The sequence below is a fragment of the Clostridium sp. MCC353 genome, assembly GCF_018785315.1.
Taxonomy (GTDB): Bacteria; Bacillota; Clostridia; order Lachnospirales; family Lachnospiraceae; genus CHH4-2.
This window is the reverse complement of sequence record NZ_WQPN01000065.1, coordinates 16,329-39,924: the sequence shown is the minus strand read 5'-3', so window position 1 is coordinate 39,924 and position 23,596 is coordinate 16,329. Positions and strand designations below refer to the sequence as shown.

18 protein-coding genes are annotated in these 23,596 nt (G+C 49.4%); 12 read left to right on the top strand and 6 right to left on the bottom strand.

Annotation, left to right across the window (positions count from 1 at the left end; all coding sequences use genetic code 11):
• Positions 1–263 precede the first annotated feature (263 nt).
• The 4 genes from GPL15_RS12525 to GPL15_RS27740 all read left to right on the top strand — a co-directional run bounded on the left by GPL15_RS12525 (position 264) and on the right by GPL15_RS27740 (position 4,541).
• Entirely contained in the window at positions 264–1,574 is a 1,311-nt protein-coding gene (locus GPL15_RS12525; protein WP_215699009.1) for an O-acetylhomoserine aminocarboxypropyltransferase/cysteine synthase family protein, read from the top strand.
• A gap of 106 nt (positions 1,575–1,680) precedes the next feature.
• Entirely contained in the window at positions 1,681–3,519 is a 1,839-nt protein-coding gene (locus GPL15_RS12520) for a L,D-transpeptidase family protein (protein WP_252198363.1), read from the top strand.
• Between the two features lie 7 nt (positions 3,520–3,526).
• Entirely contained in the window at positions 3,527–4,264 is a 738-nt protein-coding gene (locus GPL15_RS12515) for a DUF6577 family protein (RefSeq protein ID WP_215699008.1), read from the top strand.
• 151 nt (positions 4,265–4,415) lie between these two features.
• Positions 4,416–4,541, top strand: a complete 126-nt coding sequence (locus GPL15_RS27740; RefSeq protein ID WP_275950480.1) for a hypothetical protein — start codon at positions 4,416–4,418, stop codon at positions 4,539–4,541.
• Positions 4,542–5,282: 741 nt separating this feature from the next.
• On the opposite strand, the gene GPL15_RS12510 is transcribed toward GPL15_RS27740, so the two are convergent.
• The 6 genes from GPL15_RS12510 to GPL15_RS12485 form a co-directional block, all read right to left on the bottom strand.
• Positions 5,283–5,483 (bottom strand): hypothetical protein, encoded by a 201-nt coding sequence (locus GPL15_RS12510; protein ID WP_215699007.1) that lies wholly within the window; start codon positions 5,481–5,483, stop codon positions 5,283–5,285.
• Positions 5,484–5,543: 60 nt separating this feature from the next.
• Positions 5,544–6,608 (bottom strand): aminopeptidase P family protein, encoded by a 1,065-nt coding sequence (locus GPL15_RS12505; RefSeq protein WP_215699006.1) that lies wholly within the window; start codon positions 6,606–6,608, stop codon positions 5,544–5,546.
• A gap of 358 nt (positions 6,609–6,966) precedes the next feature.
• Positions 6,967–7,485, bottom strand: a complete 519-nt coding sequence (locus GPL15_RS12500; RefSeq protein WP_252198361.1) for a 4Fe-4S dicluster domain-containing protein — start codon at positions 7,483–7,485, stop codon at positions 6,967–6,969.
• A complete protein-coding gene (locus GPL15_RS12495; RefSeq protein WP_215699005.1) occupies positions 7,460–9,619 on the bottom strand; it encodes a molybdopterin-dependent oxidoreductase in 2,160 nt (719 codons plus the stop codon). The genes GPL15_RS12500 and GPL15_RS12495 overlap by 26 nt, the downstream gene beginning before the upstream one ends.
• Positions 9,606–10,886, bottom strand: a complete 1,281-nt coding sequence (locus tag GPL15_RS12490) for an FAD-dependent oxidoreductase (RefSeq protein ID WP_215699004.1) — start codon at positions 10,884–10,886, stop codon at positions 9,606–9,608. Before GPL15_RS12490 ends, GPL15_RS12495 begins: the two co-directional genes overlap by 14 nt.
• Positions 10,887–10,932: 46 nt before the next feature.
• Positions 10,933–12,123: a MalY/PatB family protein gene (locus tag GPL15_RS12485; protein WP_215699003.1), complete on the bottom strand. Its 1,191-nt coding sequence runs from the start codon at positions 12,121–12,123 to the stop codon at positions 10,933–10,935.
• Positions 12,124–12,358: 235 nt separating this feature from the next.
• Between GPL15_RS12485 and GPL15_RS12480 the strand changes: the two genes are divergently transcribed.
• From GPL15_RS12480 to GPL15_RS12445, 8 genes are all read left to right on the top strand, one after another.
• Entirely contained in the window at positions 12,359–13,264 is a 906-nt protein-coding gene (locus GPL15_RS12480) for a LysR family transcriptional regulator (protein WP_215699002.1), read from the top strand.
• Positions 13,265–13,616: 352 nt separating this feature from the next.
• Entirely contained in the window at positions 13,617–15,035 is a 1,419-nt protein-coding gene (locus tag GPL15_RS12475; protein ID WP_215699001.1) for an ABC transporter permease subunit, read from the top strand.
• 14 nt (positions 15,036–15,049) lie between these two features.
• Positions 15,050–16,561, top strand: coding sequence for an ABC transporter permease (locus GPL15_RS27465; protein ID WP_252198360.1), 1,512 nt, complete (start codon positions 15,050–15,052; stop codon positions 16,559–16,561).
• A 14-nt stretch (positions 16,562–16,575) separates the two neighbouring features.
• Positions 16,576–17,571: an ABC transporter ATP-binding protein gene (locus GPL15_RS12465; protein WP_215699000.1), complete on the top strand. Its 996-nt coding sequence runs from the start codon at positions 16,576–16,578 to the stop codon at positions 17,569–17,571.
• Entirely contained in the window at positions 17,552–18,553 is a 1,002-nt protein-coding gene (locus tag GPL15_RS12460; protein WP_275950479.1) for an oligopeptide/dipeptide ABC transporter ATP-binding protein, read from the top strand. The genes GPL15_RS12465 and GPL15_RS12460 overlap by 20 nt, the downstream gene beginning before the upstream one ends.
• 42 nt (positions 18,554–18,595) lie before the next feature.
• Positions 18,596–20,446 carry an ABC transporter substrate-binding protein gene (locus tag GPL15_RS12455; RefSeq protein WP_215698999.1) on the top strand — a complete coding sequence of 617 codons (1,851 nt, stop codon included), beginning with the start codon at positions 18,596–18,598 and terminating at the stop codon, positions 20,444–20,446.
• Between the two features lie 14 nt (positions 20,447–20,460).
• Positions 20,461–21,921 (top strand): Sapep family Mn(2+)-dependent dipeptidase, encoded by a 1,461-nt coding sequence (locus GPL15_RS12450; protein ID WP_215698998.1) that lies wholly within the window; start codon positions 20,461–20,463, stop codon positions 21,919–21,921.
• Positions 21,918–23,249 (top strand): C1 family peptidase, encoded by a 1,332-nt coding sequence (locus tag GPL15_RS12445; RefSeq protein ID WP_252198358.1) that lies wholly within the window; start codon positions 21,918–21,920, stop codon positions 23,247–23,249. Before GPL15_RS12450 ends, GPL15_RS12445 begins: the two co-directional genes overlap by 4 nt.
• Positions 23,250–23,596 lie beyond the last annotated feature (347 nt).

Sequence of the window (23,596 nt, the reverse complement as noted above, 5' to 3'; positions counted from 1 at the left end):
GATAGGTCTGCGCATTTACTGCGCGGAATGTACGAAAACATAGTGGCCGCAGGCATCCAGCCCTTCGCCGCAGGCGGCTTTAATGGGCTGGATGCATAAGTTCAGACCTGTCTGAACTGTTACACATCGCTGCAGGGAGCTGTTAATACTTTAAAAAAAACTTGACAACCGTGCCCATATGGAATATAATCCCATTTAATATTATTCCTATTAAAATAATATGAATTAAGAAGCCAAATAAAACAGGTTGAGGAGACATGAGTATGGGAGAAAAGATCAAGAGAGCGGACAGAAATTTGAGATTTGAAACATTACAGCTTCACGCAGGCCAGGAAATCCCTGATCCTGCCACCGGCGCCAGAGCGGTTCCGATCTATCAGACGGCATCTTATGTGTTTGACAACTGCCGTCATGCGGCCGGCCGGTTCGACCTGTCGGATGCGGGAAATATCTATGGAAGGCTGACAAACCCTACGGAAGACGTGTTTGAACAGAGAATGGCGGCTTTGGAGGGCGGTGTGGCGGCCCTTGCGGTGGCCTCCGGCGCGGCGGCCATCGCCTATACGTTTCAGAACCTGGCCCATGCAGGAGATCATATCGTGGCGGCCCGGAACATTTATGGCGGCACCTATAACTTTCTGGCCCATACGTTTAAGGAGTTCGGGGTGGAGACCACGTTTGTGGACCCTTTTGAGGAAGGGGCTATGGAACATGCGGTCCGGGAGAATACAAAAGCGATTTTCATCGAGACCCTGGGAAATCCCAATTCCGATATCACGGATATCGAACGTGCGGCGCAGACAGCCCATTCTCATGGCATTCCTCTGGTTATTGACAATACATTTGGAACGCCTTACCTGATCAGGCCCATCGAATATGGGGCGGATATCGTGGTTCATTCCGCCACAAAGTTCATCGGAGGACACGGCACCACATTAGGCGGCGTTATCGTGGACAGCGGCCGGTTCGACTGGGAGGCGTCAGGAAAATTCCCGTCCTTAACGGAACCGAATCCCAGCTATCATGGGGTGAGTTTTACGAAAGCGGTTGGAAAGGCAGCGTTTGTGACCAAGATACGGGCCGTGCTTTTGAGGGATACGGGAGCCACCTTGTCGCCGTTCCATGCATTTTTACTGCTTCAGGGCCTGGAGACGCTTTCCCTCAGAGTTGAACGCCATGTGGAAAATGCGCTGAAGGTGGTTCAGTATTTAAACCGTCATCCTATGGTGGAAAAGGTTCATCACCCGTCCGTGACGGAGGATGAGGGGCAGAAAGCCCTTTACCAGAAATATTTCCCTCATGGAGGCGGCTCCATCTTTACATTTGAGATCAAAGGGGATGGGGAGAAGGCGAAGAAATTTATAGATAATCTGGAATTATTTTCCCTGCTGGCCAATGTGGCGGACGTGAAATCCCTGGTGATCCATCCGGCTTCCACCACCCATTCCCAGTTGAATGAGCAGGAACTTTTGGAGCAGGGAATCAAGCCAAATACGATCCGGCTGTCCATTGGAACCGAAAATATTTCGGATATCTTACAAGATTTAGACGAAGCATTTAAGGCGGCAGAATAGCATTGTATATTTAACTGTTTTATGTTAAAATCCAAATGGCATCCGGATCAGGCCGTCACGGCGGATTTGAGCCTGGATGCCTGTTATATTTTCATGATATGTGACGATGATGCAAATGATTGATGATGAAAGGATTTTAAGCATGGAGCAGCAGCGTGAATTGCGCAGCAGAAGAAAAAAGGATTCAAAAGGAAGTGTCATAGCAGCGGCAGTTGTATTGGCTTTGATTATATTGCTGGCGCTGGCGGCTGTTGTGTATGTTCAGATGGGAAAGAAATACAATTCCTTATTTTTCCCCAATACGACGATAAACGGCATTGATGCTTCAGATAAAACTGTTGAAGAGGTGCAGCGTTTAATTTCCTCGGGAATCGACAATTATGTGTTAACCATAAAAGGGCGGGGAGATAAAACGGAAACCATTGGAAAAGACGACATTGGGCTATATTGTAAATTCGATGGAACGCTGGAAGAGATCGTAGCGGGACAGAATACCAATGAATGGCTGAAACATAAAAAGAACACCACAGAGTATGTGATTGATACGATGATCGCATTTGACCCGGAGGCATTTGATAAAGCGGTGGGAGCTTTGGAATGTCTGGATGAAGAGAAGATGATAAAACCGGAAGACGCCCATTTATCTGATTATATTCCGGGACAGGGCTACACTATAATCCCTGAGACAAAGGGAACCCAGGCGGACCCGGCAGTCGTGAAGGAAAAGATCGCAGAAGCGGTTGAAAGCCTCCGGGATCAGTTGGTTCTGGAAGACATCGGATGCTACGCCCAGGCGGCTGTTACCAGTGAGGATGAGGCGCTTAATACAGCGGTTCAAAACCTGAATAAGTATGTGAATATGAAGGTGACTTATAAGTTTGGCGATAAACAGGAAGTGCTGGACGGCGATACGGTCCATCAGTGGATTTCTGTCAACGCGGATTCCACCGTCGCATTGGACACCGCTCAGGTAAAGGAGTTTGTAAAGCAGCTTGCCAAGAAATATGATACGGCATATCAGCCCAAAACCCTGAAAACCAATTCGGGGAAAACGGTCAGGATCGTGGGAGGAAATTATGGCTGGAGAATAAACCAGACCGCGGAAACAGAAGCGTTAACAGCGGCGCTCCGGTCAGGGGAAAGCCAGACCAGAGAGCCTGAATATCTGCAGAAGGCCGCCAGCCATGGGGAAAATGACTACGGCAGTACATATGTGGAAGTGAACCTGACCGCACAGCACTTGTGGTTTTATAAAGACGGAAAGATGATTGCGGAAGCTGATTTTGTATCGGGCAATGAATCAAGGGGATGGGCTACGCCTGCAGGCGCTTATCCGTTGACCTATAAACAGAGAAATGCGACACTAAAAGGCGAAAACTATGCGACGCCGGTGGATTACTGGATGCCGTTTAACGGAGGGATCGGCCTTCATGACGCGGACTGGCGGAATAAATTTGGCGGAACCATTTATAAGACCAACGGTTCCCACGGCTGTGTGAACCTGCCGCCGCCTGTCGCAAAGACGATTTATGAGAATATTGCAGCAGGGGATCCTGTCCTCTGTTATCATTTGGAAGGCAGTGAGTCAAAGGGGACATCGACGACAACGCCTCCTGCTACGACACCGGCGGCCACCCAGCCGCAGACGACACCTGCCGTACCCGAGACACCGGCAGTTCCGGAAACATCGCCTGTGCCGGGGACATTGCCTGTGCCGGAGACATCACCCATACCGGAAACATCACCTGTACAGACAAAACCGACGCCGGAAACTGCCCCTACCCAGCCGCAGACCAGCGATGGGGGAGTGGGAGTTGTGACGGCTGCCGATACCACGGCGGCTCCGCAGCAAACCCAGGCCCCGTCAGGTGGTTCCGGCCCTAAGGGACCGGGAGAGCCGGGAGCGACAGCGCCGTCGAAACAGGAGAAAGGGCCGGGGGTATAGGGAAAAAATGGGAGAATTGGAACACAGCCATAACCGGTCGGTGATCAGCAGGGAAGATCTGTGGGATCTGATGAAACAGCTTCATCCCGAATTGTCTAAAGAATCCATGGACTGGTTTGTCTATAATTGTCAGGAACAGAATATTTTCAAGCGCATCGGGCGCAATATGTATACACTGGCGGGAAGTGAACTGGATAAGGAACGGTATGAACCGGATTATTCCTCCTTATCGTCCAGAGCCCTGGAGGTGCTGGAGATGAAAAAGGCCAGGTTTAATTATCAGGTTTGGGACAGCAGGATGCTGGAAGAGTTCGCACCGGACAGAGGCGGATGTCCCCATATCGCATTTGTGGAGGTATCAAAAGAGCAGATGGAGACGGCATTTGAACATCTGCGCAGGTATCTGGAATGCAGTGTCTGGCTGAAACCGGCGCATCAATATTTTAAAAAGTATCTGGAAGGGGAGACGGTAGTCGTGCTCCCCCTTTCCTCCGAGTCCCCGCGGCACAGGAATGATCCCCATAAAGTGAGGCTGGAAAAGATATTGGTGGATTTATTTGCGAATAAACTGCTGCTGGATTTATTGGATACAGAAGAACGAAAAGCGGTTTATGAAAATGCATTTGAGAGATATCTGATCGACGAAAGCACGCTTTTCAGGTATGCACGGCGGCGGAATAAGGAAACGGTAATCCGGGGGTTCATCAAAGAATATACAGGTGTCTGTTTGCTGGGGGAGGAATAAATTAAATTGGGGTTTAATTAGGGAAAGTTACGCAGAAAAGCGGGAGGAGGGGGCGGACAGACGGCCGGAATTTTGGAAGAGGCCTGGCGGAGGGGCATCCGGCGGAGATGAAAACCAGCTTCCAACCGTAAGTGAAACTAAGGCTCCAGGGATGGAAAAAGACGGTCCGATGCCCATTCACGGTAAACTCTTTAAGGGACTTTACCGTTCAGTGGGCATCTCAGAAACTGATTCGGTTTTCAGTTTCTGCCCGTCTTTTTCCACCCCTGGAGCCTAAGTTTCACTAACGGTTTCCAGATGGCTTTCATCACCGCCGGATGCCCCTCCGCCAGGCCCCTTCCAAAATTCCGGCCGTCTGTCCGCCCCCTCCTCCCGCTTTTCTGCTGGTTTTCTCTGGCTCAAATAATAAAAGCAAATTTAAAATAAAGGGTGAAGGTATTTTCGAAAATGCCTTGGCCTTTTACTGTTAATTCCCATGTCAGTTACTTCAAATGTCTATACGATAATCTGCACTAAATACCAAACATCGTCTTAGTCAAATACGTCTCTGCTTTCTCTGCTTCGTTACTTCAAATATATTTGGGTGATTGGCCAAAGTTACGCCTGTAATAAGGGGAATCCGGGGCAAAGGAGTAGAAAGAGCAAAGAAGCGTTTCAGTGAGAAGGTATTTGGTAATTCGTGTAGGTTATGGCGAATATGACATGGAGATTTGATGTAAATGGTGTGGGGATTTACATCAAATCTCCATGTCATTTTTGAAAATGCCTTGAGGGCTGATGTTTAGACAGTTAATGTAACTGACGTGGGAATTAACAGTAAAACATCAAGGCTTTTTTGTAAATGCCTTCACGCTTGACGTTAAATTTTCTTATAATTCTAAAATTGTTTTTAATTACTTGTGTCAGAGAAAACCAGCAGGAAAGCGGGATGAGGGGATGGAGGGCGAAGCGGCTGTTTGGACTCGGGCAGAGGGGAATCCATGGGTGCTGAAAGCCATCTGGAAACCGTTAGTGAAACTTAGACTCCAGGAATGGAAAAAGACGGGCAGAAACTGAAAACCAAATCAGTTTCTGAGATGCCCACTGAACGGTAAAGTCCCATAAAGAGTTTACCGTGAATGGGCATCGGACCGTCTTTTTCCATCCCTGGAGTCTTAGTTTCACTTACGGTTGGAAGCTGGTTTTCAGCACCCATGGATTCCCCTCTGCCCGAGTCCAAACAGCCGCTTCGCCCTCCATCCCCTCATCCCGTTTTCCTGCGTACCCCCCACTAATTAAATCACAATATAGTCAATTCTTTAGGAAATTCCGTCAGATTTTTCTTTCCTTCCGGCGAAAGCCAGATCATATCCTCAATTCGCGCTCCGAACCTGCCGGGGAGGTAGATGCCGGGTTCCATGGTGATTACGTTTCCGACGGCAAGGATATCTTTGCTTCCCTGGGATGCCCGGAGGCCGTCGTGGCAGATCAGGCCTACGGAGTGGCCCAGGCCGTGTCCGAACGTGCCTTTGTAGGGGGTGGAATCTATGACGGCCCGGGCGGCATTGTCTACCTCATCTCCGGTCTTTCCGGGGGCCAGCGCTTCGATGCCGGCCAATTGGGCTTTTAAGACCAGGTCGTAAACTTCTTTCATCTCGTCTGTTGCATATTCTAAGGCAAAGGTTCTGGTCATATCGGAACAGTATCCGCCGATTTTTACTCCGAAGTCCAGGGTGACAAAATCGCCGGGCTGCAGGGTCCTCGTTCCCGGAAAGCCGTGGGGGAGGGAGGAATTGGCGCCGCTGAGGATGATGACAGGGAAGGCCAGCCCTTCCGCTTTATTTTTGTACAGCCGGTATACCATTTCTGCTACCAGATCCTGCTCCGTGACGCCGGGGCGTATCATGGGGAGGAGTTCTTTTAGTGACTGTTCTGCAATCCGTTGGGCGCGGATCATGCATTCAATCTCTTCCGGCAGCTTTTGATGGCGGAGATTTTCTAAAAGGCTGTTGAGAAAAATGGCGGTGCAGGGCAGCATTTCCGTATACCGTCTGAACTGATTGACTGTCAGTGTGTTGTTTTCAAGGGCCAGGGAACTGAGGTTTAAATCCTCTGCCAGCCGACAGACAATGGGGAGAAAATCCCCATCGGCCTGTTCTAAATGAATGCCGGATTCGGAAAAATGCTTTTGTGCCCCTTCAATGGTGCGGAAATCGGTAAAATACCAGCTTTCACAGGGGGTGACTAATAACACGGCGCTGGCAAAAAAGTCTGTCAGGTAAAAGAGATTGGTGGAGGAGGTGACCAGCGCGGCTTCAATCCCCTCTTTCTTCAGTGCTTCCTGGAAAAGTTTTAGTTTCTTCATAATATAATGATTCCTTTCTTGCATCCAAGATACAGTTCCTGAATCTGCATGTCAGTTCCCGAATCTGCATGTCAGTTCCCGAATCTGCATGTCAGTTCCCGAATCTGCATGTTAGTTCCCGAATCTGCATGTCAGTTCCCGAATCTGCATGGTAGTTCCTGAATCTGCATGTCAGTTCCCGAATCTGCTTGGTAGTTCCCGAATCTGCTTGGTAGTTCCCGAATCTGCTTGGTAGTTCCCGAATCTGCTTGATAGTTCCTGAATCTGCATGTCAGTTCCCGAATCTGTCGGACAGTCTCAGAATCTGTCGGACAGTCTCAGAATCTGCCAGACAGATTCTGAGACTGTCAAGCCATTCCTAAATCTGCCGTCCCGCGATCTCACGTGCCGTTTCCGTAATAGAACCGGAACCATGGGAGGCCTCATACTCTTCCTCGGTCACCATGCGCAGGGCGCCGGTGGGGCAGACGCGGACGCAGGCGGGCTCCATGCCATGCTGGAGGCGGAGATAGCAGCCGTTGCATTTTTCCATCTTTCCCTGGGCGTTGAAGGAGGGAGCTCCGAATGGGCAGGCCATGGAGCAGCTATGGCATCCGATGCAGTCGGTGGTGTCGAATATGGTCAGATCGGTTTCCGGGTCCTTTTTCAGACAGCCTACGGGGCAGGCAGTGATGCAGGGAGCCGGTGAGCAGTGCATACAGGCCACGGAATAATGGGTGAATACCGGCTTTTCATCTTTGTGCTGCATTTCAAATATGGTGCGGAAAGGGGCAGTTCCCGTTTTGGGATCATAGTCGTTCTGATCCATGCATGCCACCGCACAGGCTCCGCAGGAACAGCAGAGTTCAGCATCAAAGTCCAGAATCATTTTTTTCATGGAAATCTCCTTTCTTTGTGACACGGCACCGGTTGGAACGGACGGCCGGGAAACCGGAATAGGGATCTAAGCGGTCACAGTTCATCAGGCTGTTGAAGTTAGCTTCCCGGTAATCGTGATAGAGGCTGATTAACCCGGCAGGATTGTGGTAGGATAAGTTGGCGCATACGGTCACACTTCCCACCGGCGTGCTGATCTCAATCACGTCATCCTGGGCAATTCCCATTTCCCTGGCATCATCGGGATTTATATCGGCCATGGCTTTTGGCCTCAGGCTGCGGAGCCAGCTTACATCGTGAAGCCTGGAATGGAGGGCGTTGGGTAAACGTCCGCCAGACGTGAGGGTGAATGGATACTGCTCCTTATCTATGGAATCCAGAGGCTCTTTATAGGTAGGAAGAGGGTCCAGCCCCCATTCGGGATGGGCCGCGATCAGCTCGGATTTCAGTTCGAATTTTCCTGTGGGCGTTTTCAGGCCCCGTTTCAGGGTGGCCATTTCCTGATGCGGTTTGAATTCCGGCACTTTCAGGGGCACGTTGGCTTCCTGAAGCTGGTCCACCGTATAGGAAATGGGGCTGAGTATGTATTCCAGACAGGCCCGGTAGCCCTTTCTCAGCAGAGGATCATCCAGATCCATATAATTTGCCAGATCACACATGATTGTGGTATCCGGTTTGGATTCATAAAGCGGTTCGATTACAGGCGTGGTATAAAATGCGTATCCGCCGGGATAGGATTTGAATTCTTCCCGTTCAAAAGAACTGCAGGCCGGGAGCACGATATCCGCATATTGGCAGGTATCCGTCATGAAAAGGTCAGTATCCACGAAGAAATCGATCTGCTCTAAAGCCCGTTTCATCTTTTCACTGTCGGGGAACATCCTGAAATTCATTCCAAAGGCCACAATAGCCTTCAGTGGATAAGGGTCTCCCGTTAAAATTTGTCTGGAAATGTCCATGGACTGGGTTTCGTGTTCCAGCAGATTCCAGAGAGGGAACCGTCTTGCCCCCACAGGATCGGCCATAGGAGCTTTCCTCGCTTCGGCCACAAATTCATGTTCCAGGGTGTGGTAGCCGGATGCCTGATGGATATAGGTGAATTCTACAGGCATCTGCCCGCCTTTTTTATCGTAACTTCCGGTGATGGCGGTTAAGGCCATGATGGCCCGGTAGTTCTGCATTCCATTGACGTGATGGGCCAGGGGGGCGGAACTTTCACGGACGCTGATGGGCCCGTTTTCATGAATCATTTTGGCTGCGGCCAGCACTTTTTCATAAGGGACGCCGGTCATTTCTTCCACGTTGGATTCGTTGAAACTGCGGCAGTATTCGGCGTATTCTTCAAAACCGTGTACGTACCGGTCGATATAATCCCGGTCGATCCAACCGTTTTGGATCAGGGCGTTGGCAATTGCCAGGGCCAGGGCTCCGTCTGTGCCGGGCCTTGGCTGTAAAAACAGGTCCGCGATTTTTTCGGCAGTCTGGGTATACATGGTGTCCACGATGATGAATTTACAGCCTGCTTTTTTCAAACGTTCCGTGCTTTTAGCGCCTAAATAGCCTGAAAAATAGGGGTTGTGGGCCCATCCCAGAAATAATTTGGAATTTTTCATATCAGGCCGGGCGGGAGAAGCGGTTGCGGTCTGCCATGCCATCAGCCCGGATGTGAAGCAGGAACTGGATTCCGTACCATAGTTGGGCGAGCCGAAGGAATAGGCCAGGCGCTGCAGGATGGGGCGGTACCATTTGCTGTAGCCGGAGAAAAACTGCACGGACTGGGCTCCGTATTCCGCTTTTGCTTTCAGCAGTTTGGACGCGATGGTCTGGTATGCCTCTTCCCAGGTAATGGGCTCAAAGGAACCGCTCCCTTTTGGTCCGGTCCGTTTTAACGGGGTTTTGATCCGGTCTTCCCGGTAGATATACTGGCGGTTGGCCGCCCCTTTGGTGCACAGAAGGCCTCTGTTTAAGGGGTGATCCTTGGTTCCTTCCACCTTTATGACCACGCCGTCTTTCACATAGGCGTCCACGCCGCAGTGAGAGGAGGGGGAACAGATGTCACACATGGTATGACGGACTTCAATTCCTGTTTCAGGACAGGGAATTTTCGCTTTTAACAGTTCTTCAATTCTTGTCATGAGAGCCTCCTTCCAACTGGTGAATCAGTTCTTCGCTCAGCCCTTCCCTGAGCAGAACGCCTCTCTGCATATCGGAAATGACCTGATGATGGTTCTGCACAATGCTCAGCAGATGGTTCTTCAGGATACCGCTGATCCGGCTGCCGCCCAGGATATTGATTCCAGCCAGCACACCGTCTTTTTTAACCGCTTCAATCCATAAGTCTTTTTCTTTATTTTCAAATGTTATCGTAGTTCCCTGGATCCGGTTGTCTCCGAATCCGATGAAATCCATATCGAAGAAATGGGTGATGTTATGTAAAATGTTGCCTTTAAACTCTTTTTTACTGCCTGCCATATTAGCTCCCGCCGTGTATCCCTGATAGGCGGCGTTGGCCCACAGTCCGATGATCTGGGTGGTTTGGCTCTGAAGGTTATTGCCTTCACAGCAGTCCCCGGCCGCGTAGATTCCCGGACAGGAGGTCTGCATATCCTGATCCACCACGATTCCCCGGCTGACCAGGATGCCGGAAGAGGAAGCCAGAGAAGTGTTGGCTCTGGTTCCGATACAGAGGGCGGCCACATCGGCCGGAATCCGGGATTGGTCGGAACACTCCACCGAAAGGGCCGTTTCACTGCCTTTGCGGATTGCGGAAAGGCCGGAGGAAAATTTCAGCTTGACGCCTTTTTCCATAAGCCGCTTTTCAATCCGTTTTGCCGTTTCCGGGTATGCGGCCAGAGGGAAGATATGGGGGGCCATATCCACTAAGGTTGTGTCCATGCCATTGTTGTAAAGGACTTCCAGCACTTTGATTCCCGCCATGGATGCTCCTGCCACAACGGCTGAAGACAGGTTCTCCGTTTCCAGCAGCTTCTTTAAATTCCTGGAATCGTCCAGGGTTCTCATATAGATGGTCCGTTCCGGACAGTCGTTGGGCAGAGGGGGGATCAGGGAGCGGGCCCCAGTGGCGATGAGGATTTTGTCATACCGGCGGACGGTTCCGTCTTCTGAAACCACCTCTTTCAGCTCTGCGTTTAAAGCGGTTACTTCTGTATTGGAGAAGATATTGGCCTTATAGGCCAGGGCGATGTCCTCCAGCTCACCGAATGGAAACATGCCTTCGTAGCGGAGCCTGTTTGACGCGTAATAGGTGGTGAGCATGGGATTATAAGGGGCGTCCGGGTGGTCGGAATAGATATCCACAGTTGCTGTGGAATCCGCATCGCGGATTGCGGTCAGCGCATAATAGCCGGCGCATCCGAAGCCGATAATTGCATAAGATGCCATAGTTAACTCCTTTCTAAAGAGGGAAAATGACAGCAGTTCAGACCTGTCAGAACTGTTGTGGAAAATGAACTTCATGCATCTGAATCAGACGGTCCAGAGCCTGGGAAAGCAGTTCCCTGGAACAGCCGATGTTCATCCGCATGAATCCGTTCCCTCCTGTTCCGTAGTGATTTCCGTCATTCAGCCCCAGATGCCAGGTGTGGATCAGTTCCTGGTGAAGGCTGTCGTCAGCCATATGAAACGAATGGAAGTCCAGCCACATGAGGAATGTTCCTTCCAGGACGGCGGGTTTTATGTTGGGCGCCGAAGCGGCCAGACGTTCATAAACCAGTCTGGCATTGCCTTCTATGTAAGCCAGTTGGGCGTCCAGCCAGCTTCCGCCATTGGCATAAGCGGCGGCCGACGCTTCCATGGACAGGACAGACGGGTTTAAAAGCCATGCGCTCCTGAGCTTTGAGAAAATTTTCTGATGAATTTCCTGGTTGGGGATCAGCATGCTGGAAACGCCCAGACCGGATATATTAAATGTTTTTCCGGGAGCGATGCAGCTCACCGCAACCGGATGGCTTTCCGGGAAAGAGAGGACGGAGGTATAACGGCTGCCAAACAGCTCGATGTCACAGTGGATTTCATCGGAAACCAGGTATACCTGATAGCGGCGGCACAGGGACACGATCCGGGAGATTTCCTCCGGTGTCCAGACCCTGCCCACGGGATTGTGGGGATTACAGAATACCATAAGGCGTACCCCGCCTTTTAATTCCTCTTCCAGCCCTTCAAAGTCGATCTCATAGGTATTTCCGGCGTAAATCAGGGGATTTTCCACCATCCTTCTTCCGGTGGATTCGATCACCGCCTGGAACGGATCGTAAACCGGCGTCTGGATCAGCACCTTGTCGCCCGGCTTTGTCAACGCCTGTATGCTGTAGCTGATGGAAGTTACGACCCCGCAGCAGGCCCTTATCCAGTCCTTCTGGAGCGTGAGGCTGTGGCGGCTTTCAAACCAGTTGATGATGCTGGTATAGTAATCCTCCGAAGGGAAACTGTAGCCGAATATGGGGTGGGCGCACCTGGTTTGGATGGCTTCAGTCACTTCGTTGGGACAGCAGAAATCGGTGTCGGCGATCCAAAGGGGCAGCAGGTCCTCTTCCTGGAATTTCCCCCTGCTCCGGTCCCATTTGATGCAGTTGGTCCCCTTTCTGCATACTGGTTTATCAAAATCATACTCAGGATTCATAAGCGCAAAACTCCTTTACCCTTTTCTTCTAATGGTACTATCAGAAGGTGGGAAAGTCCAATATATGCTTTTTATTAGTTGATATACAAATCCATATTAATAAATTAAATATCAGATTAATTAAAATCCAAAATGATAAAAAATGAAAATTCGATCTTGCAGTCTGGTGATAAGGTTGATATAATTTAGCCAGATTGTTGAGATGGAATGTGGAATTCAATGAATGGAGGCAGACATGGATATCGTCCAACTGGAATATTTTAAGGCTGTTGCGGAATCGGGACATTTGACGAATGCGGCCAAGAAGCTGAATGTGGCCCAGCCGGCTCTCAGCGTGAGCATTGCCAGGCTGGAAAGCGAGGTGGGGGTCCCTCTTTTTGACCGTATTGGAAGGGGGATTTATCTGAATAAATGCGGGGAAATCTATCTGGAACATGTGGAGCAGGCTCTGGATATCCTGAGCAAGGCTCAGAGGGAAGTGGATACCTACTGCAAGAAGCTGGAGAATGTGCTGAATCTGGGCATTGTCAGCAAGCCGTTTTCCCAGATGATGCTGGTTCATTTTAAAGAGCAGTTTCCAAACAGCAGGATCAGGCAGATTAACATCACTCCGGACAGTATTGAAGAGGAACTGCAGAAGAATGAAGTGGATTACGTGATATCCAGCCGTCTCAGTTCAGCTCCCGGCATTGTGGGAGAGATGATCCGGGAAGAGAAGATGATGCTGGCCGTTTCCTCCTCCCATCCACTGGCTGAAAGAAAGACCATCCGTCTTTGCGATTTGAAGGGGGAGGAATTTATCAATCTGCCCAAAGAGTACGAATACAGGATGATCACCGACGAGATGTGCCAAAATTCAGGTTTTACGGCCAATGTGACCACCGAATGTTTCCACTGCCATATGGCGGAGATGGTGGCCGCCGGGGAAGGCATTGCGCTGATGACCGAAGAGCGGGCCAGGAAGAATGCCGGAAACAGCCAGCTGGCCTTTATCCCCATTGTGGATCCGGAATATACCAGAAAACATTATATAGTTTGGAAGGCCGGGCATCATTTTAACGGGATGGCCAAAGAATTCAGAAAATATGTGATCAGCTATTTCGAATCGGAAGGGGAAGGGGATTGTTCAGGCTGCGGCTGACGCTGCATCGGAATATGGAATCTGCCGCTTTGGGATGAATGGAACCACAGGTTTGCCCGGAACGTTGAACAAAGGAGAACCGATGTCAATACTTTGACTAAAAAGTGTTGGCTCCGGTTCTTTTTATTTGTAATCATTTCCTGATGGTTTCTGACATTTGTCAGATTATATTTGCCATTCATAATAAAAATCAATTATCATTCATACGCATTTTGATATAAATAGATAAAAATCGTATATTGGACGGTTGATTTGATGATGTGATACTATGGGTTTAACAAATAATTAACGGTAAAACGCGGTAATTATGAAAAAATCACCGAGGGTGAGGAATGTCTGGAGGGACTGTTAGATGAAAGACAAACTTGACAAGCTTATGAATCGAGCATTTAGAAAACCGCTGTACCGGATAGCTGTGATCGTGTTTGGTCTTCCCACTTTTATAGTGGCTTTCCTGGGTTTTATGATTAACAGGAAAAAGGAAGAGGCAGAATACGGCAGATACCGGGAGGCAGCGAAGAGCGATGCAGAAGGGGATGGAACGCTTGAACGGATACGGGACAGCGCCAGGTATTATCTGTCAAATAAATACCGGTATTTTGGAAAACAGGAAAATGGAGCTGAATTCCAAAAGGAACTGGAACGGCAGATTAAGGCGGATACGGAAGAAGAAATTTCCGCCAGGGTGAAGGCAGCTTACCAGAAAGACGGGAAAAGCGGACAGAAAACTTTTTTACAGTATTTATGCGGATGTCTGGAGAACAAGACATGGCTGGCGCTTTCAGTGATTACATCTTTCCCGATGTATATTCTGCTTTTGATCTTTTCCAACGCATACAGCCGGTACATATTTGAACGATTGATTATGATGATTTTTGTGGCCTTCGGCGTGGTGTTCGTGGTATTCACAATTCTTCATTTCGCGTCTTCAAGCCCTGCGTTAAACGTGCTTGGAGAGACTGCTACACAACAGCAGATCGATGATTTTAACCGTGTATACGGACTGGATAAACCTTATATCATCCAGTTATTCCATAACTTCAAAAATCTTGCCACCTTTAACATGGGCAATTCCTATTCCGGCAATGAAGACGTTATGGCGGCTATTTTAAGAAAGTTCCCGGTAACTTTGGAAATGAGCGTTTACGCCTTCCTGATTGCGGTTGTCATATCGATTCCGATCGGTATTCTGACAGCGGTGAAACCCAATACGGCATATGATTATATTTTCATGTTCATCGCCCTGGTTGGCCTGTCGCTGCCCGCATTCTGGTTTGGTATGATTATGATTTTAAACTTCTCCATCAACACCCATCTGCTGCCTGCCTCCTATGTGGCGGACAACAAACTGTCGCTTTTGATGCCGGCCATTGTGCTGGGGACCCATCTGGCGGCCAGCCTGGCCCGTAATACCCGTTCCGCCCTTTTGGAGGTGCTGGGACAGGATTACATCGTTACGGCTAAGGCGAAAGGCCTCAGCAATATCAGGGTGATCGTCAAACATGCCCTTGGAAACGCGATGATCCCCATCGTAACCGTAGCCGGGCTTCAGTTCGGCGGTATGCTGGGCGGTTCGGCCATAATCGAAAAAGTGTTTAATGTAAAGGGAATCGGAAGTTATGTTGTGGATAAACAGTTCCTTCCTGATATTCCGGCAATTCTGGCAGGCGTGGTATATGTATCCATTATTATCAGCCTTATGAACCTGGCAGTTGACCTGATTTATGTATATCTTGATCCCCGTATCAAGTCCAGGCTGAAGAGCCAATAGGGAGGGTGAGGAATATGAAAACTGAAAATTACTTTATAAAGAAAGCGAATATACGAAAGTTAAACCGCTTTCAGGAACAGAAAATACTGGCCTTCGGATGCGGCGGTTCCGCTCTGCTGGCGTTCATTTCGGCGGCCCTGTCATTTGACATTAAGACGAAATCCTTTGGGACCGCGCCGCTTTTAATCGGCGGGATTTTCCTGGCGGAAGCGGCTGTGGCATTTCTGATCTGGCAGGCGGTAAAAAGCCAGATATTAAAGACAAACGGGATCAGCAGAGGGGTGAGGCTGACAGGAATCCTTCTGGCGGCGACAATAATAAACGGAAATATTTTCTGCGCCCTTGCGGGGCTGATGCTGATTAAAAAGGAAAAGAACCTGGAATACCTCATTGGATGCTACATGGTGCTGGTTGAGATTCTGATCATGATCGTGTCCTATATGAATGTTTTTAAACCCTATGTCTGCGATACATTTTTCCTGGGAATGGGAGTTTTGGCGGTTGTGATCCTGATCCATGCGGTCAGCCTTCCCCTTGTGGTAACCCATGTAAACGGCAATAAAGCGGATAAAATGATGGCTGTTCTGGGCGTGATCCTGATCGCCACCACGCTGACCGGCAATCTGTTTTCCCTTCTTTTGGGAGCGGTGCTGTTAAGAAAGAGCTGGACCAAAGACGATAACGTATCCATCGGCTGGATCGATGTGGTGAAACGTCTGTTCAGAAGCCAGATGGCGGTTATGGGGGCATTTATCATCGTATTCCTGCTCACCCTTTCCATCTGTGCGAATCTGACTTTTGATTATGGAATTGCCATTGACAATGATTATTCACTGATTTTAAATGCGCCGAGCCTGGCCTACCCATTCGGAACCGATGATTACGGCCGCTGTGTGTTCACAAGAGTTGTGTTCGGAGCCAGAATTTCCTTAACTGTAGGCATTGTATCCACCGCGTTGTCGATTATAGCCGGCATCCTTTTAGGCGCGGTTGCGGGATTTTATTCAGGCAGCACGGATAACATCATCATGAGAATCCTGGATGTGTTTATGGCAATCCCCGGACTTCTGCTTCCAATCGCCATCATCGCGGCATTTGGAACCAGCACGGTCAACATCGTGATCGCCCTGGGAATCGGAGCCATTCCCAGCTACGCCAGAACCATCAGGGCTTCGGTCCTCACCCTGTCCGACGCAGAATTCGTGGAAGCGGCCAGGGCCTGCGGAGCAAAGGATAAGGTGATTATATTTAAACATATTCTGCCCAATTCCATGGCGCCTTTAATCATCAGGGCCACATTGGGAATCGGCGCGGGCGTTACGGCAGTCAGCTCCCTCAGCTATCTGGGCCTTGGAATCCCGCCTCAGATACCGGAATGGGGCAACATCCTGAAAGCGGGAAGTTCTTACCTGGAAACAAACGCTTATATGGCTATATTCCCCGGGTTTGCAATTGTGCTTCTGGTGCTGGCGTTTAACTTTTTGGGAGACGGCCTGAGGGATGCGCTTGATCCAAAACTGAAGTAGAAGGGAGACGGACGATGGAACAGCAGGAGAAAAAATGTATTCTGCAGGTGAAAAACCTGCATGTGCACTATATCACCGACGAAGAAGAAGTATATGCGGTCAATGGGATCAGTTTTGACTTAAATGAGGGCGACAGCATCGGCCTGGTAGGGGAAACCGGCGCGGGAAAGACCACCACGGCCATGGCGATTATGCAGCTGGTGCCCGATCCGCCGGGAGTGATCACCGAAGGCGAAATCTATTTTAAGGGGAAAAACCTGATTACCAATTCAGATAAAGAGAATGAAAAGATCAGGGGAAATGGAATCTCCATGATTTTCCAGGACCCCATGACGGCGCTGAACCCTACCATGACGGTAGGGGACCAGCTGATCGAAGTTTTGAGAAGACATAATAAAATGAGCAAAGAAGAGGCGAAGAAACGCTGTATCGAGATGCTGGAATTGGTAGGTGTGAAATCAGAACGTTTTAACGATTATCCCCACCAGTTTTCAGGCGGCATGAAACAGAGGGTGGTGATCACCATGGCCCTTCTGTGCAACCCGGATCTGCTGATCGCGGATGAGCCCACCACGGCTCTGGACGTTACCATCCAGGCCCAGGTGCTGGATATCATGATGAACCTGAAGGAAAAGTTCCAGATGGGCTTAGTGATGATCACCCACGATTTAGGCGTGGTGGCAGAAACCTGTGACAAGGTGGCGGTTGTCTATGCCGGTGAAATCGTGGAGACGGGCACGGTAGAAGAGGTTTATTTAAACCCCAGACACCCCTATACCTGCGGCCTGTTCGATTCCATACCAAAACTGGATGAAGACAGCACCAAGCTGGTTCCCATTGAAGGAATGACCCCGAATATGGCGGAGCCGCCTACAGGCTGTTATTTCCATCCAAGATGCAAATACTGTCAGGAAATCTGTAAAACGAAGTCCCCGGAGATGACGGAGGGAAGCCACAGATACAAATGCTTCTTCCCATTAGGAAACGGTGATGACGAGAAAGGGGCGTGAAGCCATGAATACAATGCTGGAAGTAATCGGACTTAAAAAATATTTTCAGGTAGCCAATGGCGGACAGCTTCATGCGGTGGACAATGTAAGCTTTAAAATTGAAAAGGGGGAGACCCTGGGCATCGTAGGGGAATCCGGATGCGGAAAAAGCACCCTGGGACGCTCCATTTTAAGGCTCCATGAGCCTACTGCCGGAAAAGTGATTTTCAACGACATGGATATCGTGTCTTTTAATAAGGAAGAGATGCGGCAGATGAGAAAAGAGATGCAGATCATTTTCCAGGACCCTTATGCGTCTTTAAACCCCAGATACACCATATCACAGATCATTGAGGAACCTTTAAAACTGCACAACCTCTATGGAAATGCGGCCAAACGGCGGGAACGGGTGGAAGAGCTGATGGAACTGACCGGGCTGTCCAAGCGGATGTACAACATGTATCCTCATGAGTTTGACGGCGGAAGGCGCCAAAGGGTGGTTATCGCCAGAGCCCTTTCCGTAAATCCCAAATTCATTGTCTGCGACGAACCGGTGAGCGCGCTTGACGTATCCGTACAGGCGCAGATCATCAACCTGATGATGGAACTTCAGGAGAGGCTGGGACTGACTTATATATTCATTTCCCATGATATGTCGGTTATCAAACACATTTCCACCAATATCGGCGTTATGTATCTGGGACAGATGATTGAAAAAGCGCCGAAAAATGAAGTGTTTAAAAACCCGCTTCATCCCTATACCATCGCCCTTCTTTCCGCCATACCGTCGGTAAATGTGAAGGTGAAGAAGGAGAAAATCATATTAAAAGGGGAGATCGGATCGCCGGTAAATCCAAAACCGGGCTGCCGGTTCGCACCCAGATGTCCGTTTGCGACGGAACGCTGTTTAGTTGAAAACCCGGCGTTTGAAGAGGTGAAGCCGGATCATTTTGTGGCCTGCCACAGAACCAGGGAAATGATGGAAGGCAAATTAAGGTTTTAATCGGTAATGCCGATAAAATAAATCCAAGGAGGAATTTAATCTATGAAAAAAAGAAAACTGGTGTCCTTATTATTATGCGGAACCATGGCAGCGTCTATGACAGCCTGTAACGTACAGACCAAAAGCGATACCACAAAAGCGGCTGCGGAAAGCCAGACAGCGGCAAACACGGAAGCAGACCCCAATGCAGGCGTGGAGATCGGAGAGGTGAAATTAAGGCTTCTCTACCAGTCCAGCAATGAAAATGTGGCCAACGTCATCCGTGACGAACTGACAAAAGCGGGTATGACGGTGGAAATGAACGCCGCATCCGATGGAGCGACCTTTAAGGAGCAGGAGAAAAACGGAAACTTTGATATCGCCCTTACCGGCTGGGCCAACCCAATCGGAACTCCGGATTACGGCTGCCGCGGTATCTGGCTGAGCACAGGCGACAGCAATGTGACCGGCATCAATGATCCTGCTTTAGACGAACTGGTTATTCAGGCATCAGGCGAGACAGAGGACAAATACATAGAAACTTACGGAAAAGCGGAAAAACTGGCAATTGAAGAGCAGTGCTACATGACTCCTTTATACCAGAACTTAAACGCCCGCGCTTTCAGCAATGTTCTGAATCCGGACAGCATTGTAAATAACCAGAGATGGGAAGATATCGATTACGCCGATACCACCCAGCGCGATACCAGAACCCTTGTGATCACCCAGACCGGTTCCAGCATCACCACATGGGATCCGATCAGAGCGGACGACCAGAGTTCCGGTTATACCCTGGATGAGATGTATATTCATCTGGTAACCCTGGCTCCTGACTGGAGTGTTACGACAGAAAGCTCTTTATCCTACAATTACGCAATTTCAGACGATAATATGAACTATTATTTCATTCTGAGAGACGACTGTGGATTTGCCAGAATCGATAAAGACGGCAATGTATATGATTCAGGGGTTAAAGTAGCAGGTGAAGACGTAGTTTATTCTTTAAACAGAGCAAAAGACAAAAACTCCATTCCAATGCACCAGACATTCAGCATGTATGAAAATCTGGATACCGTTGAACTGGTTACTGATTTAAGCGAGCTGGAAAGCGTAAAAACCGCTGACGGAAAGACCGTGAAGGAAGTTCTGGAAAATGGCATCACACCGATCGGCAGCGCAGTGGCCGGAAGAGACGAAGTGGACAATGAAGCAGGAAATTACCAGATCGTTCGCTGCAAGACCTCCGTACCGTTCCCGCAGATCTTAAACTGCTTAACCTTCCATGGCGCAGGTATTGTGGACAGCGAATGGGTGGAAAACATGAATAAGGATGTGGATTTCGCAAATTATGACGCGACCAAAGACCGTCTGTACGGCGATTCCATCACCACAGTAGAAGGCGCAAGCTATGACAACCAGTTATCTGTAAGCGGAAACTATGTGCTCACATCCATGAACGACTACCAGATGAACTTTGTTGCAAACCCGGCAATCCGCACAAAAGATCCGGAGTGCACATTAATTAAAACACTGACCAACAAATTTATCGCAGACCAGGAGACCGCCCTTTCCGCACTGAGAAGCGGGGATGTGGACTACTGCTACAGCATTCCTCAGACAAAATACGATGTTGCAGAATCTGACCCGAATTTAAGCCTGAAGAAATTCTCCGGTATCCGCGTGTTCATGTTAGCATTCAACATGCATGGAAATTCCATCGTATCTGATTCTGCGGATTTAAGAAAAGCAGTTGCGTCTGTTATCAATTTTGAAGACATTAAAGCTGTATTAGGCGGCAATGCCCTTGAATGCTACAGCCCGCTTGCAACCTGTCTGGATCCGGGCAACAAACTGCCTTATCAGCCGGGCGATACGGAAAAATATTTAAGAGCTTATTTTGCAAATAAAAAATAAAAGGTAAGGGAATCATGGATAAACAGGAACTGATGAAACAGGTAGAGCAATACATAGACCGGAACAGGGATGCGATTGTTGAAGATTTAAAGACGCTGGTGCGGATTCCCAGCATCAGCGTCGAGGGAGATGAAGAAAAGCCTTTTGGAGAGGAATGCGCCAGGGCGCTGGATCAGGCTCTTTCCATGGCAAAAGAGCGGGGCTTTTACGTCAACAATCACGATTACTGGTATGGTACGGCCCTTTACGGATGTGAGAAAAGTGATAATGGCCTGATCGGCATTTTCTCTCATCTGGACGTGGTTGAGGTCGGGGATAACTGGATTTATGAGCCCTTTGAGCCCATAGAGAAAGAGGGTTTCCTGATCGGCCGCGGAGCCGGGGATAATAAAAGCGGCGCAGTCGTGGGAATGTATGCTATGCAGGCAGTAAAAGAACTGAATATTCCGCTTAGGAGCAATCTGATGCTGTACTTCGGATGCAATGAAGAAAAAGGGATGAAGGATATCGAGCGGTTCGCAAAAGAACATCTGATGCCTGATTATTCCATGGTTCCGGATCTGTTTTTCCCGGTGTGCTGCGGAGAAAAAGGCAATCTGAAACTGTCTCTGCAGGCTAAAAAGGGATTTGTACAGATTATGGAGTTTTCCGGCGGCAAAGCGGAGAATATGATACCTGAAAAGGCGGAAGCGAAGATCTGTCCTTGTCCCGGATTATATGAACAGGCGGCTTCGGCAGCAGGTTCAAGAGAAGATATCAGGGTCCGGGAATCCGATGGAATGATCATTGTGACAGCGTTTGGAACCGGAGGCCACAGCTCCATGCCGGAGGGAACCATCGACGCCATATGGGTGCTGGCGGACTTTTTAAAAGGTCTTGAGGCCCTGGATCCGTCTGACCGGGAGATATGCGGCAGCATGGCGGAATTTACAGGTGATTATGAGGGAAAAACGCTGGGGATCAACTGGAGTGACGAACCTTCCGGGAAATTAGTCTGTGCTGCGGTAAAGGCCAGGATGGACGGAACGCTGCCGGAAATTTTATTCAACATCCGCTATCCTGTCACCGATTACCGCGAGAGGATTGAGACGGAGCTCCTGAAGGTGATTACAGGAAAAGGATTTGTGGTTAAGGATATTACCAATAACGGCCCTCTGTATTTATCAAAAGAGGATCCCTATGTGCAGACTTTGATGAACGTATACCATGAAGTGACCGGGCTTGAACGGGAACCCTATGTGATTGACGGCGGAACCTATGCCAGAAAATTAAAACATGCGGTGGGATACGGAGGAGGAAACGGCGCTCATGCCGATTTCCTTCCTCCGGGCCACGGCAGAGTGCATCAGCCGGACGAGGCCAGAAACATTCAGGGGATTTTAGAAGCTATAAAGATTTATGTGATGTCCATACTGGCCATTGACGAAATGATCCAGAAGGAACGGGAAGAGAAAACAGGAGAACAGATCAGATGATGAAACAGGTAAAACCCATAACAAAAGAGCTGCTGAAACGGTGTGCCGCTGAATATGAGAGCAATCCCCATTACCGGACGCTGGCTTGTGCGGCTTCCAAATCAGAACTGGCGGACATTTCATTTAACGGTGAGGCGGCGCGGAAACTGGATATGACATTTTCCATCGATCTGTGTGATTCAAAGGTTACCTGGCAGAAGGCCAGCGGCCGGTGCTGGATCTTCGCGGCCCTGAATATACTGAGGGAAGTGGCTGCTAAAAACTGTAATATGGACCGGATTGAGCTGTCGGAAAATTATATCGCTTTCTGGGATAAATTTGAGAAGATCAATTATTTCCTGGAATCGGTCATCGACAGCGCCTGCCTTCCCAAAGGGGACCGGACGCTGGACTGGATTCTTCAGGGAATCAGCGACGGCGGCCAATGGGATATGATCGTATCCGTCATTAAAAAGTACGGCGTGGTTCCGATTTCGGCCATGCCGGAGACTCACCAGTCCTCCAACACCAGGGTGATGAGCCGGATGATCAACAGGAAACTGAGGGAATACGCCATCGAACTGCGTTCCCTGGTATCCCGCGGCCTGGAACCCTGGGAGCGGAAGGAAGAAATGCTGTCCGAAATGTACCGGGCCCTCTGCATCTGCTTTGGAAAACCGGCAAAAACCTTTGACTTTGAATACAGGGATAAGGATAAAAACTATTTCGTGGACAGAAATCTGACGCCGGAAACATTTTACGAGAAGTATATCGGTATGGATTTAAGTGAGTATGTCAGCATCATCAATTCTCCCACATCGGATAAACCTTACGGAAAAGCTTATACGGTCAAGTACTTAGGCAATGTGGTGGAAGACAGGGTCCGCCATATCAATGTCCCGATGGACGATTTGAAAGAGATGGTAGTGAAACAGTTAAAGGACGGGGAGCCGGTATGGTTTGGCAGCGACTGTTCCAAATTCGGCGACCGGAACCTGGGAATCTGGGATCAGGATTCCTTCCTCTACGGCGAAATGCTGGGAGGCCTGACCTTTGGCCTGAGCAAGGAAGAGAGCCTGGATTACAGGGACAGCGCCATGAATCACGCTATGGTCATCGCTGGCGTGAACTTCGATGAAAAGGGACTTCCGGACCGGTGGAAAATCGAGAACAGCTGGGGCGAGGAAGCCGGACAAAAAGGTTATTTTATCATGAGCGCCAAATGGTTTGATGAATTCACTTACCAGGCGGTGGTCCGCAAAAAATATCTTCCTGAGGAGCTTTTAACGGCGCTTGCAGAGGAACCCCAGGAGCTGGAGCCATGGGATCCTATGGGGTCTTTGGCGTGAGTTACGCCTGTAAGAAGGGGAACCTGGGGCGCAGGACAAGGCCGGGCGGCGGCAGGGGAGGACCAAAGGCGATGGGGATCTGATTCCGACCGTTAAGTGGAACTAAAGTTTTCAGGATGAAAAAAGGCGGTGCGATGCCCATTCACGGTAAACTCTTTATGGACTTTACCGTTCAGGGGCATCTCAGAAACTGATCCGGTTATCAGTTTCTGCCCGCCTTTTTTCGTCCTGAAAACCTAAGTTCCACTAAACGGTCTCCACAGGATCCCCATCGCCTTTGGTCCTCCCCTGCCGCCGCCCGGCCTTGTCCTGCGCCCCAGGTTCCCCTTCTTACAGGCTGGGAATTG

Coding starts and splice junctions, on each gene's coding strand:
- GPL15_RS12525 (WP_215699009.1), top strand. CDS start 264: ATGGGAGAAAAGATCAAGAGAGCGGACAGAAATTTGAGATTTGAAACA.
- GPL15_RS12520 (WP_252198363.1), top strand. CDS start 1,681: ATGATGCAAATGATTGATGATGAAAGGATTTTAAGCATGGAGCAGCAG.
- GPL15_RS12515 (WP_215699008.1), top strand. CDS start 3,527: ATGGGAGAATTGGAACACAGCCATAACCGGTCGGTGATCAGCAGGGAA.
- GPL15_RS27740 (WP_275950480.1), top strand. CDS start 4,416: ATGGAAAAAGACGGTCCGATGCCCATTCACGGTAAACTCTTTAAGGGA.
- GPL15_RS12505 (WP_215699006.1), bottom strand. CDS start 6,608: ATGAAGAAACTAAAACTTTTCCAGGAAGCACTGAAGAAAGAGGGGATT.
- GPL15_RS12500 (WP_252198361.1), bottom strand. CDS start 7,485: ATGAAAAAAATGATTCTGGACTTTGATGCTGAACTCTGCTGTTCCTGC.
- GPL15_RS12495 (WP_215699005.1), bottom strand. CDS start 9,619: ATGACAAGAATTGAAGAACTGTTAAAAGCGAAAATTCCCTGTCCTGAA.
- GPL15_RS12490 (WP_215699004.1), bottom strand. CDS start 10,886: ATGGCATCTTATGCAATTATCGGCTTCGGATGCGCCGGCTATTATGCG.
- GPL15_RS12485 (WP_215699003.1), bottom strand. CDS start 12,123: ATGAATCCTGAGTATGATTTTGATAAACCAGTATGCAGAAAGGGGACC.
- GPL15_RS12480 (WP_215699002.1), top strand. CDS start 12,359: ATGGATATCGTCCAACTGGAATATTTTAAGGCTGTTGCGGAATCGGGA.
- GPL15_RS12475 (WP_215699001.1), top strand. CDS start 13,617: ATGAAAGACAAACTTGACAAGCTTATGAATCGAGCATTTAGAAAACCG.
- GPL15_RS27465 (WP_252198360.1), top strand. CDS start 15,050: ATGAAAACTGAAAATTACTTTATAAAGAAAGCGAATATACGAAAGTTA.
- GPL15_RS12465 (WP_215699000.1), top strand. CDS start 16,576: ATGGAACAGCAGGAGAAAAAATGTATTCTGCAGGTGAAAAACCTGCAT.
- GPL15_RS12460 (WP_275950479.1), top strand. CDS start 17,552: ATGACGAGAAAGGGGCGTGAAGCCATGAATACAATGCTGGAAGTAATC.
- GPL15_RS12455 (WP_215698999.1), top strand. CDS start 18,596: ATGAAAAAAAGAAAACTGGTGTCCTTATTATTATGCGGAACCATGGCA.
- GPL15_RS12450 (WP_215698998.1), top strand. CDS start 20,461: ATGGATAAACAGGAACTGATGAAACAGGTAGAGCAATACATAGACCGG.
- GPL15_RS12445 (WP_252198358.1), top strand. CDS start 21,918: ATGATGAAACAGGTAAAACCCATAACAAAAGAGCTGCTGAAACGGTGT.